This window comes from Achromobacter sp. GbtcB20 (genome assembly GCF_019091095.1).
Taxonomy (GTDB): Bacteria; Pseudomonadota; Gammaproteobacteria; order Burkholderiales; family Burkholderiaceae_B; genus Achromobacter; species Achromobacter mucicolens.
Genome location: NZ_JAGXJZ010000990.1, coordinates 1 through 229 on the forward strand (window position 1 = coordinate 1; position 229 = coordinate 229).

At 59.8% G+C, this 229-nt stretch carries 1 protein-coding gene; it reads right to left on the reverse strand.

Going from position 1 to position 229, the window contains the following annotated elements; all coding sequences use genetic code 11:
- A partial coding sequence (locus KVT32_RS31950; protein WP_217619621.1) for an aldehyde dehydrogenase family protein occupies window positions 1-229 on the reverse strand: 229 nt, incomplete at both ends.

Sequence of the window (229 nt, forward strand, 5' to 3'; positions counted from 1 at the left end):
AGGATTTTTTCCAGCTGCTCCTGCGAAGCCTGGGCGCCGATCATGGTCGATTCGTCGAGCGGATTGCCGGCCTTGATTTTCGCCACGCGATCGAGCGCGCGCTCGATGAAACGTTCGTAGATCGACTCCTGGACCAGCACGCGCGAGGGGCAGGTGCAGACCTCGCCCTGGTTCAGCGCGAACATGGCAAAACCTTCCAGGCATTTGTCGAAGAACTCGTCGTCGGCAT